Consider the following 12,996-nt stretch of genomic DNA (forward strand, 5'->3'; position numbering starts at 1 on the left):
AGAAATTAGAAACGGAATTTGGCATTGAACGCACCAAGTTGTGCATCATTTGCGCCATATTTACCATCAGCATAAACGTAGCTAGCACCTAGTGATACAGCTGGAGTGACGAAGTAGCTCGCATTTAAACCAACTGCAGATGTTGGAACAGTAGCGCTTTTGTAGCTACCATCTGTATAAGAAACCCCTAGACCAAGTTTAGGCGTTACATAAAGGTCTGTTTTCAGTTGATACATCGTATCTTCGCCAGAAACTAGACCAGCTTCAAAACCAATTGACATGTCAGTACCATCGATTGGACCTACATATTTAGTTCGTGCTGTAATAGCATCTTTCTTGTCACTAATACTGCGTGCTTCCATCGTAGCACTCATCAAACCATTATTTAAAATGTTGAATGTATCCAGAGATTCCGTAGCAGCAATATTCGTATAACCAAGTGCCATCAAGAAATTTGGAGCAACTAGAGCACCAAGCTCAAGTGCGTAGCGATCGCCAGAATCATCATTTTGAATTAAAGCTGTAAAATCGTTTTTAGCATCAGTTTTAGAATGGTTATAGGATGCGCTTGCATATACAGGCACAACATTTGTAGGAATATAGGTTTCACCCTTAATGCCATAAGTTTGTTGTTCTACATCAAATTCTTCATTTATAGTAACTGAATTGCCGCCACCATTAACCGTTTGGTTAATATCTGCAGTAAGCTGGCCAAAATTGTAGCCTGCAGAAATACTGCTCGCTTGATTCAAGAAAGCAGCTTCAGCTAATGGTCCTTTAGAGGTGTCGATATCTTTAAAATAGTAAGTCCCTTGTACCCCAACATTATAGTTACCATCGTTAAGTTCAGCATCGTAATAGCCTACAGTACCTTGAACTTCAGCTTGGTAGGCTTGGGCACCTGTCACAGCAAATAATAATGCCGATGCTAAATAAACCTTTTTCATACGCATTCCAATTAAATTAATGAAAAAACATTTGAATTTTCATGAATAAAAGACAAAAGGTCAACCTTTAATCAGTAGTAAAATTGCTAACAAAAAAGGACACATATCGTGTCCTTTTTTGATTCAGAATCTAATCAGAAATTAGAAACGGAATTTGGCATTTACACCAATCGTTTGTGTATCCAGTGCTTGGCCTTCAGCATTTGCATTTACATAAGATGCGCCAACTGCAACAGCAGGAGTGATGAAGTAGTTTACGTTCGCGCCCCAAGCTTTGTCTGGAGAACCAGCAAAGCTAGATTCCATATAAGATGCACCAACGCTTAACTGTGGGTTAAGGAAAAGAGTTGTACCTAAGTTGTAGGCAGTATCTTTGCCATAAACCAGGCCACTTTCAAAACCAATTGACATGTTAGTGCCGTCAATCGCGCCTACATATTTAGTGCGGGCAGTGATTGCATCTTTCTTATCAGCAATGGTTTCTGATTCAAGAGCAGCTTTAGCAACACCGTTGTTGAACATGTTGAAAGCGTCATAGGAAGTTTGGTCTGCAACGCTTGTGTAACCTACAGCTACCAGGAAGTTAGGAGCAACTAGAGCACCCAGTTCTAATGCATAACGGTCGCCATTATCATCTGTTGGGTTACCAGCTTTGTTATCAGTGATGGTATGGCTATAAGAAGCGCTTGCATAAGCAGGAACAACGTTAGTCGGGATATACGCTTCACCTTTTACACCGAAAGTATGGTGCACAGTGCGATCACCAAATTCTTGTCCGTCTTCGCCGTATGTATAAGCAGCAGAAACATTAGATGCTTGGTTTAAAAAAGCAGCTTCAGCTAAAGGACCTTTAGAAGCATCAACATTGTTGAAGTAGTAAGTACCTTGAACTGCACCAGTGAAGTCTTGTTCATTCGCAGTATTGTCGATGAACTCTGATTGACCTTGAACTTCAAATTGATATGCTTGAGCACCGGTCATGGCTAATAATAAAGCAGTGGCTAAACCGAGTTTTTTCATGATATTTACCGTTTTGTTACAAGATGTGTACAACTTTTGAACATATTGTATTGTAACAATTTATTAAGTCAATCCAATTCGAAATCGCTATTTTTTTAAGCTAAATCATTGTATTAATTTTGTGTAAAATTCAAGTATTAGGCTCCGAAGCTATTTTATATAAAAACTCTTGTATAACAAAAATCTAGACTTTAAATATAGAATCGGGACTAAAGATTAAGGAGAAATTATGTTGTTATTTTAATCAATTAATACGATTAATTATATTATATTTATCTATTAAAACAATTAATAATAGGTGAGTTAATTCATAAATGTGTCAAGAAGTGCAAAATGTCTGGCGCATCAGGTCTTTGATTGGATTGCTTGATTTTAAAGCATCATCAGCTTGGGTCTTAGAATGGATGTTTGTTTTTTGAGCTAAATGGGCATGTTTTATAATCTTGACTGAAGCAATCGACTTTACATTTTTAGGGGAATTTTACATAATATGAAAATCAAGTTAGAGTTCACACTTTCATAGTGATTTAGCCTGATTCTCCACAATTTTTTGTTTTATCGCCCAGCTTTCCCCAAGGTTGGGCTTTTTTTTGTCCAGTATTTTTTATTTCAGATCACTCTGTTTGTGAAAAAACCTTCAACTCAAAACAACATGAGGATAAAGAAATATTATAATAATTTTAAGCACCAAAATAGTGCATATTAAAAAGTAAAAATGTAGGTCTAAAATTCAATAGCTAAAAAAAACCCCAATTTTCATAGAAAATCGGGGTTTTTTCGCCAAAATTTGCGGGTAAACTAAAATATCTGCTGAGGAATAATTTAACTCGCCCTAATGCGGTGCATTATGCACCTATTTGTTGCAGGTGTAAATAGTGCAGAAAGCAAGTTTTTATATTTTTTTAGCTGCTTAAATTCCCTTGTTTTTGTAAGAGTTTATAGGGAATTGTAGTCATGAAACCCTGCATTAACATTTTAAATAAACCAACTTAAGTATCTGAAAAATAATAGATGATAAAAATTCATTAAAAACATAAGTGAAGTAAGACTAAAGGCTTTAAGACCATCCTGTTTTATTTGTATAATAATCAATCTATTTAGCTTTGCTTGTCATATTGGGGCGTAATACAACAGCATGAATACCTTACGCTCTGAGTGGATCAGTAAACGTTTGTACTGGTCGATGTCGATTATTATTTTATGTTTACTTTGCATCTGTATTCCCTTAATTGTGAGTAGCAGTCAAAGTTATTTAAAATCCAGACAAACTTATCAACAATTGAATGCCTTACAGCAGGTCGCTGATCTGGCGAATAAAATTTCGCGTGAGCGTGCGCCTGCCAATAAAGCCATGTCCAGTTCGGTGCAGGAATTTGCCCAGCATCAGCAAGAGTTAATCAGCTATCGTCAACAGGTGGATCGGCAATTGTCCCAGACCGCGGATGTCTTGACGGAGGTCGGGTTTAACAACCTGAGTCAGCAACTTTCACAGCTTGAAAATAGTTTGAAAAAAGGACGTGCACAGGTTGATGCCTATACCCGGATGCCACGTCAGCAACGCAGTGCGCAAGAGCTTGATCAGGCAATTCTGGCCATGTTTGCTGCCTGGGAAAGTTGCCGTGAACTTTTGCGTGACGTGGCGGTGGCTTCAGATAGCTCGTCCACCCCTCTGAATAACTATATCAGCCAGATTCTATTTTTATCTGATTTACGTGATCAGGCGGGGCGGGTTGCCTCGTCTATCATGGCGCATGTGACTTTTGAAGCGCCGCTTCCCACTGAAAATATTACCCGTTCTTTACAGACCCAACATCAGGTGCGTTATTTGTGGGCCTTGATTGATACCATTCAGCCTGTTCAAGATAAAACAGAGGAGTTCATTCGTTTACATCGACGGGTAGAAACCGAGTTTATTCAGCAAGGCTTACCGATTGTGAGTGAACTGATCAGTGACAGTCTGGAGCAACGTGACTACCGTTTGAGCGGAACAGAGCTGACTGAAGGGATGGTAGATAAATTTGCGACTGTGGTAGACCTGCAAACTTACCTACTGCAATACAGCAGAGATGCCGCTATTCAGGAAATGAACAGCAATATGCAGCGTTTGATCTGGAGTGTACTGGTATCGTTGATTTCATTACTGACCGCGATTTCCACCATGGTCTTTGCACGCAAACAGGTATTTTTGCCGCTGATTCAGGCACGCCGCATGTTGTTGAGTTTGTCTAAAAACTCGGGTCGTCAGAAAATTGATATGCGGCTGCGTGAAGTGAATCATTCTGATTCCTTATTCGCTGCCATTCAGAAATTGCAACAGATGTTGCAAGAACGTGATGCGCTAGAGTTCCGTTTAAAGAATATTGCCCATTCCGATTCTTTGACCGGATTATCCAACCGTTTCGCGCTAGAAGAATATATTCGTTTTATGGAAAATCAGCCGGGTCAATTGAGCCAAACCTGTTTGATGATTATTGATATTGATCATTTTAAACAGGTGAATGATCAATATGGGCATATTATTGGCGATCAGGTGATTCAGCTGGTGGCCGAGCGTTTAAAGGCCAATGTCCGTGCTACAGATTTGCTGGTACGTTATGGGGGCGATGAATTTCTGGTGCTGATTGAAAATATCCAGATGCAGCAGGCATTGATTGTGGCCAATAAAATCCGCGCTGAAGTGGCTGAGCGTCATATTGTGACTGCAGCAGGAGACGAGATTCAGATTTCGGTCAGTATCGGGGTTGCCATTGGTGCCGTGTCGTGGATGGCTTTATTGTCAAATGCAGATGATGCTCTGTTTGCAGCAAAGGCCAAAGGACGTAATGCGGTGGCTGAGGTTTAGTTCAAAAGACTGCTTTCTCTACTTTTGAATTGCACAAAAGTAGCAAAATGCATTTGTTCGACTGATGCTAAGTCCCTTTAGCACAGTCGAACGAGCGACATCCATGTCGCTAGTCATGTGATCTAATTTTGATAATCTTTGGTTTTGTCTATGAGATAGTTAATAAAATTTGTGCAGGCAACAAGCATAAATTTGGCATCGATATAAGAAAGATTTGATTCGTCTAACATTGCATGGCGAATACCATCTGCATCTGATGTATACCCATATAAAGATTTAATACTAGCTTTTAATGCAGGATGTATTGGATATTGTTTTTCAATTTGACCAATTGCATCACCTAAAGTTACTTTGTCTTTCTTTAATATTTTTTGACACATACCTTCTAATGCCGAAACAGATTCTTTAATTGAATTTCGATAATCAGGATTTTGACGATCAGACATCAGTTTTAAGGCTTGATTAAGATGTTGTTGCACACCTAAATAAGAATTGGCTTGTTCTAAAGCATTTTCTATGGATTAGATTTCTTGTTAAGATGTTATTTCTGTAACTCTATAATTAATTATTCTATACACAGAATTTTCAATTTCTAAACAAGAATTTATTAAAGTAGTAAAAATTTCTTTCTCATCGAGATCGAAAGGAAAATAATCCAAAAATGCTTTAATAAAGTCGTAAATTTCATACCATTTGTATGTTTCAAAAAATAAAGTGTCAATTTCAGTAATAGTAGATTCTATTGAATATGGGATTTGGTCAATTCTTTTTTTGAAGTGGCTATGAAATAGTAATTTGAAAAATGACTCTAGATTACTGCCAGAAATAAGATTAGCTCGAGCACGATAAGGGCGAGAATATTTATTAAAAATACATTCGCTAATTGTATTCCATAACGAATTTTTTAAGTTTTTATTAATTGATTCTTTCTGAAAAGCGCATTTTGTTTCCCCAACAAATTTAAGAATAGATTTATTTTTTTAATCCACCCTAACCCTCCTTTGCGAAAGGAGGGAATTCCTCCTCTTTATCAAAGAGGAGGCTAGGAGGAGATTTTTATTTCAACAACGGCTTCAAGAATTTACCCGTATGTGAAGCTTTGACTTTCACGACCTGTTCAGGCGTACCTTCCGCAACAATCATACCACCACCCGAACCACCTTCAGGGCCTAAATCCACCACCCAGTCGGCAGTTTTAATTACGTCCAGATTATGCTCAATCACTACAATGGTATTGCCCTTGTCACGAAGCTGATGCAGGATATCCAACAGTTTGGCAATATCATGAAAATGCAGACCTGTGGTCGGTTCATCCAGAATATACAGGGTTTGACCAGTATCGCGTTTGGCCAGCTCACGCGCCAGTTTGACCCGCTGCGCTTCACCACCAGAAAGCGTGGTCGCAGACTGACCCAGACGAATATAACCCAAACCGACCTGATGCAATGTTTCTAGACGGCGGTGAATCACCGGAATGGCATCAAAAAAATGCATCGCATCTTCAACAGTCATCTGCAAGACATCGGAAATATTCTTGCCCTTATAGTTCACTTCCAGCGTTTCACGATTATAGCGTTTGCCATGACAGGCATCACATGGCACATACATATCCGGTAGGAAGTGCATCGCTACCTTGATCATGCCGTCACCTTCACAGGCTTCACAGCGGCCACCTTTCACGTTAAACGAGAAACGACCGGCAGCATAACCGCGTGCCTTGGCTTCTTGCGTCTGTGAAAACAGTTCACGAATCGGGGTAAATAGGCCGGTATAAGTCGCCGGATTGGAACGCGGGGTACGTCCAATCGGACTCTGGTCAATATCCACCACTTTGTCGAGAAACTGTAAACCATCAATCGATTCAAACTTTTCCGAAGTTAAAGTGGTGGCACCATTGAGCTGGGTCGCCGCCAAAGGTAACAAAGTCCGGTTAATCAAGGTCGATTTACCTGAACCGGACACCCCGGTAACACAGGTCATAATACCTAAAGGAATGGTCAGATCGACTTTTTTCAGGTTATGCCCGGATGCTCCCATTAGCTTGATCTGTTCTTTAGGCTTAGGCGGTTGAATCCGTTTTTTCGGCACTTCAATTTTTAATTTTCCGGATAAATATTTTCCGGTCAGCGAGTCCGGATTGGCCAGAATTTCATCATACGTTCCTTCGGCAATCACATGCCCACCATGCACACCGGCACCCGGACCGATATCAATAATATGATCGGCGGCACGAATCGCATCTTCATCATGCTCGACCACCAGCACGGTATTGCCTAGGTCACGCAGACGGATCAAGGTCTGTAACAGACGGTCGTTATCACGCTGATGCAGACCAATTGATGGCTCATCCAGCACATACATGACGCCCATCAAACCGGCACCGATCTGTGAGGCCAGACGAATTCGCTGTGCTTCACCACCAGACAAAGTTTCGGCAGAACGGGACAGGCTGAGATAATTCAGGCCGACCGAAACCAGAAAGTGCAGACGTTCACGGATTTCCTTGAAAATCTTGTCCGCGATTTCACCCCGCGCACCTTCCAGATGAATGCCCTGATAATAGCTTTCAGCATCGCCGATCGACATGCGGGTAATGTCAGCAATAGTCTTGTCCAGAATTTTCACATTACGCGAAATTTCATTTAGACGTGAACCATCACAGGCATCACAGGCAGCATTGGACAGATATTGAGCCAGATCATCACGCACATAATTGCTTTCAGTTTCACGATAACGGCGTTCCAGATGCGGCAAGATTCCTTCAAACGGAATCACCCGATTATGGCGACGGCCACGCTCATCGATATAACTTAGATCAATTTTTTCTTTGCCGGTGCCATACAGAAATTTTTTCTTGGTATCGGCCTCCAGTTCATTCCATGGCGTTTCCAGAGAAAAACCGAAATGCTCGGCGACTTTCTGGATCATGCTGTAATAATATGGACGCTGACGATCCCAGCCACGAATGGCCCCTTGGCTAACGCTGACTTCAGGATTGGGAATCAGTTTGTCGGCACTGAAATGGCTACGGGTTCCCAAACCATCACAGACCGGACAAGCGCCAAAGGGATTGTTGAACGAAAATAAACGCGGTTCCAGTTCAGCCACAGCACGGTCACATTCCGGGCAGGAATGCTTGGCAGAAAACACGCGATCGTTATGCTCGCCCTTCATCCAGGACAAAATGGCGATATCGCCACCAAGACGCAGCGCGGTTTCAAAACTTTCTGCAATGCGGTTGCCCAGATCATCACGTACTTTAAAGCGGTCAACTACGACTTCAATGGTATGTTTTTTCTTTTTGTCCAGTTCTGGTGGTGGATCAATTTCCATGATCTCGCCATCCACACGGGCACGGACGAAACCCTGGCTTTGTAGCTGTTCAAACAGTGCCGTATATTCGCCCTTACGTTCGCGCACGACTGGTGCTAACAATAACAGTGCAGTGCCTTCTTCTAATGCTTTGACTGCATCGACCATTTCAGTAACCGTTTGTGCCACCATCGGCAGATCATGTTCAGGACAGAACGGTGTACCGACACGCGCATACAGCAGGCGTAAATAGTCATAAATTTCGGTAATGGTACCCACGGTCGAACGCGGGTTATGACTGGTAGATTTCTGTTCGATGGCAATCGCTGGACTCAAGCCTTCAATAGAATCCACTTCCGGTTTTTCCATCTGGGAGAGGAACTGGCGGGCATAGGCAGACAGCGATTCCACATAACGGCGCTGACCTTCGGCATATAAGGTATCAAAGGCAAGCGAGGACTTTCCTGAACCAGACAGTCCCGTAATCACCACAAACTTGTCGCGTGGTATATCAAGGTTCACATTTTTCAGGTTATGGGTACGTGCGCCTCGAATACGGATGTGGCTTTGGCTCATGCAAGGATCCTAGAATATTCATCAAAAACCCTTATATGATACCGGATGAAAAATGTTCAAGTGCAAATAAAAGTATTTTAAACGTCAAGTTATGTCGGTGATTGGTCAATTCATCACAACATTAACAAACGCAGTAGTCGATTGCCTAAATATTCACAATGATCATGTACAAGGCCAATACCTAATAAGCCATTGCATAATGGCGTTCAAAGATAGACTCGATCTCTTCAAAGCAGCGTTCACGTGACACATCATGATGCAGACGTGCATAAAAATTGACTTCATTTTCCAGAATGTGCAGAAAGTCCTCATAGTCTTTTTGGAAAAAATCCAGGTCGAGCAAATCGTTACGTCGCGCCTGATGACAGCGATACTTTTCAATAAATTTCAGCAGATGTTTCTGGATATGCGTGTTGGTATGGTAAATCAGATAAGTCGCTGCCGAGCTACAATCTGGACAGCCTTGTTCCAAATAGATTTCTTCATTATTGAGCCAGCAACATTGCAGGGTAAAAAATGCCCGAATCGCTTCGGTGCCTAAAGTGTGCATATCATCTGCCTCTTTCCGGGATTGATTTTATTAATTGATAATTATTCTCAATTATTGTTCGGCAATTTGGGGCTTATAGCTAGGTCTAGCGTACCGGCCAGTTCTATCCTTGTTTTTTTCAGACTAAGCCGTTTTTATGATCGGTTTATGACAGTAGAAATTTTTTGATCAGCTATAACCAAAAAGCCCTATCTTAAACAGGGCTTTTTTTATTCGTCCGTCTTATTCATCCAGACCAGGCCACTGGCGTTGCTCAAAGGCACTGTCCCAGAACAACCATTCCAGACGGGCCGCATGCGTATAAGCTGCATGCATTTTTTCTAGTGTATCGGCATCAACACGCGCCGCAACACGGTCAACGGTCGCAATCACATTCCGCACCGCAGTGTGGAATTCTTCTCGTGAATAGGTATCCACCCAAGCCTGATACGGATTATTCGGCGCAGAGTTGTCGACAATATCTTTACCAACTTCGGCATAAATCCAGAAACAAGGCAGCAACGAGGCTAGCACCACCGGGTAGCTTTCTGACCAGGCGGTCGAAGTCAGATAAGAAGTATAGTGATGACATGCCAGCGTCAACGGTGTCTGCTCAAATTGCTCTTTGCTAATGCCAAAATCTTGCATAAAGCCATCATGCAGGCTACGTTCCACCACAATCGCAATTTTGGCTGCCTCGGCAAACTGGATTACATCGTCCGCTTCAAAAGCTTTGGCGGCACACACGGCCAGTGCACGGCCATAGGCCAGTAAATAATGCGCATCCTGAATCACATAATGACTAAAGGCTTCACGGCTTAAAGTACCTTGCGCCAGTTGCTGATTAAAGGGCAGGGCCAGGGTCTTCTGATAAAGTCCGAGATTACGTTGCCATACCTCTTGTGAAAAACTCATGCTGAAAATCCTTCGCAGTTCAAGTTAAACCATGCGGCACTATAGCAAAGATCGGGCTGTTTAAAAGATCGGCAAATTTTAAAAACAGAAAATAAGATAAAACGGCTCAGGAAGTGCTTTGGTTTATGCGCTAAAAGTTTCATAATTAGCTTAACTTTTCCTATTCGTATTGCTGCTCTTTCGCAGCCATACATTTATTTAATTTATCCAAGGTCGTTGTGTATGTTGAAACATTTTGGTTTCTCGATTGCATTTTCGATCGTGTGTCTTGGTTTGTCTGCATATTGGGGTTATACCCATGGTCCTGACGCAGGTCTGCAAACCATGCTCACAGCGCTGACCATTACCGCTATTCTGGCGATTATGGAAGTGTCGTTGTCCTTTGATAACGCGGTTGTCAATGCCTCAGTCCTACGGGGTTGGGATCATTTCTGGAAAATGCTGTTCCTGACAGTCGGTATTCTGATTGCAGTCTTCGGGATGCGTTTGATCTTCCCAGTGGTCATTGTTGCAGTGACTGCAGACCTGGGCTTTATGGAAGTAGTACGTCTGGCCCTGAATGATCCGAAAGAATATTCAGCACGTTTAATGGCACATCATCCTGAAATTGCTGCTTTTGGTGGTGCTTTCCTGTTGATGGTATTCCTGAACTTCTTCCTGGATGAAGAAAAAGACACGCATTGGTTCAGACGGGTGGAACGCCGTCTGTCCAATCTGGCCAATGTACCGGCGATGTCGGTGTTTATCGCACTGGTAGCCTTGTTAATCATGGCAGCCAATGTCGATGAAGCTAAGCGTCTGGCAGTGACTATGGCGGGGATCTGGGGCATCGTAATTTATATCGGGGTGCAGGTTCTGAGCCATATGCTCGGTGGTGAACCGGAAGTCGATGAAGAAGGCAATGCGATTCGTCATGATGAAAATGGCGTACCGACCGGTGTAGTGAAAGCCGGTATTGGTGGTTTCCTCTATCTAGAAGTCCTGGATGCCTCGTTCAGTTTTGATGGCGTAATCGGTGCTTTTGCGATTACCTCAGACGTGGTCATCATCATGCTCGGTCTGGCAATTGGTGCGATCTTTGTCCGTTCAATGACCATCTATCTGGTTGAACAGGGCACATTGGATGCTTATATCTACCTGGAACATGGTGCGCATTATGCCATCGGTGCACTGGCTTTCATTATGATTGCCAGCGGAACCGGTCTGCATGTGCCAGAAGTGGTAACCGGTCTGATCGGTGTAGCCTTTATTGTCTGGGCAGTATTTGCCTCGATTCAATACAAAAAGCGTCAGGCGGCTTTAGACAAATAAAGCGCTGTTCCTGAATAAAAAGCGTAGCTCCGGCTGCGCTTTTTTGTTTTTAGATTGGCATCATCTTTATTTCAAATAAAATTCATGTCTTATTAATGAGCTGAATGTCCTATAATCTGGGCTCCAGATTAATTAACCCAATCGCCATAATTTATGATGAATGCTTTAGAACGTCGTTCAACCTTTGCCCTGAGCAGTATTTTTGCACTGCGCATGCTGGGGTTGTTTATGATTATCCCGGTGTTTTCTGTGGCAGGGCAGGCATATCAATATGCAACACCTGCACTGATCGGTTTGGCGGTCGGGGTCTATGGTCTGACCCAGGCTTTATTGCAGATTCCATTCAGCCTGATTGCCGACCGTTACAGCCGTAAGCCACTGGTGGTTTTAGGGCTGCTACTATTTGCGCTGGGCGGTGCAATTGCGGCCATGTCGGACACCATTTATGGCGTGATTATCGGCCGAGCAATCGCCGGTGGTGGTGCAGTATCTGCTGTGGTGATGGCGTTGCTGGCAGATGTCACCCGTGAAGAAAACCGCATGAAAGCCATGGCGATGATGGGCATGAGTATCGGCCTGTCTTTTGTGGTGGCCTTTAGTCTGGGGCCCTGGCTGACAGGTCTGGTGGGTATCTCTGGGTTGTTCTGGGTCACCACGGTGATGGGCCTGGCGGCGATTGCCATGCTGCTGATGGTGCCGAAAGTCACGCGACATCATAAAAACTTTCAGCAGGGCTATCTGACACAATTGAAACAGGTACTCAAAATCGGTGATCTGAACCGTCTGCATGTGTCGGTTTTTACCCTGCATTTATTGCTCACCGCCATGTTTATCTATGTGCCTTCACAGCTGATCGAATTTGCGGATCTGCCACTTTCCAGTCATGGCTGGGTATATTTGCCGCTGTTGGTACTGAGCCTGTTTTTTGCCTTTCCAAGTATTATCCTGGCAGAAAAATACCACAAAATGCGCGCAATTTTTCTGGTGGCCATTACCGGTATTATTCTGGGTTTGATAGTGATGGCATTTGGTTTTGAATCAAAATATGTCTTGCTGATTGGCCTAGGGCTGTTCTTCATTGCCTTTAATGTCATGGAGGCTCTGTTGCCGTCTTGGTTGTCGAAAGCGGCACCGATCCAGTCCAAAGCCACCGCGATGGGCGTAAATGCCAGCAGCCAGTTTTTAGGTGCTTTCTTTGGCGGTATGATTGGCGGACAATTATTACTGATGAACAATACCTCGATGGGCTGGAGTATCCTGACAGGGATCGCGATAATCTGGCTGCTGATGAGTTTTGGCCTGGCTCAGCCACGCTATCTGTCATCACTGGTGTTGCGTTTGCCGGAAAGCAGACAAACTGACGAATGGACTTCTCAGCTTTTGGCGATTCGTGGTATTGAAGAGGTCGTGGTGATGTCTGAACAGCAAGTTGCCTATGTAAAAGTCGATAAACAGCAGATTGATGATGCTTCGCGACAACAATTAACGCACTTGTTGGGTAAAGAGGTAGCCATTTAAGCATAACTCTTATAAAGTAAAATACA

8 protein-coding genes and 1 pseudogene are annotated in these 12,996 nt (G+C 43.0%); 3 read left to right on the forward strand and 6 right to left on the reverse strand.

Annotated features, from left to right (window positions below; all coding sequences use genetic code 11):
* Positions 1-5: 5 nt before the first annotated feature.
* Together J7649_RS11260 and omp33-36 are read right to left on the reverse strand one after the other, a co-directional pair.
* Positions 6-947, reverse strand: coding sequence for a putative porin (locus J7649_RS11260; RefSeq protein WP_219308085.1), 942 nt, complete (start codon positions 945-947; stop codon positions 6-8).
* A 141-nt stretch (positions 948-1,088) separates the two neighbouring features.
* A complete protein-coding gene (gene omp33-36, locus J7649_RS11265; protein ID WP_219308095.1) occupies positions 1,089-1,967 on the reverse strand; it encodes a porin Omp33-36 in 879 nt (292 codons plus the stop codon).
* A gap of 1,135 nt (positions 1,968-3,102) precedes the next feature.
* On the opposite strand from omp33-36, the gene J7649_RS11270 reads away from it, so the two are divergent.
* On the forward strand, positions 3,103-4,809 hold the full coding sequence (locus J7649_RS11270; protein WP_219308098.1) for a GGDEF domain-containing protein: 1,707 nt from the start codon (positions 3,103-3,105) through the stop codon (positions 4,807-4,809).
* A gap of 122 nt (positions 4,810-4,931) precedes the next feature.
* On the opposite strand, the pseudogene J7649_RS16990 reads toward J7649_RS11270, so the two are convergent.
* From J7649_RS16990 to tenA, 4 genes and pseudogenes are all read right to left on the reverse strand, one after another.
* Positions 4,932-5,777 (reverse strand): annotated as a pseudogene (locus J7649_RS16990) (AbiJ-NTD4 domain-containing protein).
* An 88-nt stretch (positions 5,778-5,865) separates the two neighbouring features.
* Positions 5,866-8,697, reverse strand: a complete 2,832-nt coding sequence (gene uvrA / locus J7649_RS11280) for an excinuclease ABC subunit UvrA (protein ID WP_219308100.1) — start codon at positions 8,695-8,697, stop codon at positions 5,866-5,868.
* A 181-nt stretch (positions 8,698-8,878) separates the two neighbouring features.
* Positions 8,879-9,247: a hypothetical protein gene (locus J7649_RS11285; protein WP_004729209.1), complete on the reverse strand. Its 369-nt coding sequence runs from the start codon at positions 9,245-9,247 to the stop codon at positions 8,879-8,881.
* Positions 9,248-9,469: 222 nt separating this feature from the next.
* Positions 9,470-10,141, reverse strand: coding sequence for a thiaminase II (gene tenA / locus J7649_RS11290; protein ID WP_219308102.1), 672 nt, complete (start codon positions 10,139-10,141; stop codon positions 9,470-9,472).
* Between the two features lie 222 nt (positions 10,142-10,363).
* On the opposite strand from tenA, the gene J7649_RS11295 reads away from it, so the two are divergent.
* Together J7649_RS11295 and J7649_RS11300 are read left to right on the forward strand one after the other, a co-directional pair.
* The gene (locus tag J7649_RS11295) at positions 10,364-11,452 is read left to right on the forward strand and encodes a DUF475 domain-containing protein (RefSeq protein WP_004647275.1); all 1,089 of its coding nucleotides are present in this window, start codon (positions 10,364-10,366) and stop codon (positions 11,450-11,452) included.
* Between the two features lie 153 nt (positions 11,453-11,605).
* Positions 11,606-12,970 carry an MFS transporter gene (locus tag J7649_RS11300; protein WP_219308105.1) on the forward strand — a complete coding sequence of 455 codons (1,365 nt, stop codon included), beginning with the start codon at positions 11,606-11,608 and terminating at the stop codon, positions 12,968-12,970.
* The last annotated feature ends 26 nt before the right edge of the window (positions 12,971-12,996 follow it).

The sequence above is a fragment of the Acinetobacter lwoffii genome (assembly GCF_019343495.1).
Lineage (GTDB): Bacteria > Pseudomonadota > Gammaproteobacteria > Pseudomonadales > Moraxellaceae > Acinetobacter > Acinetobacter lwoffii_P.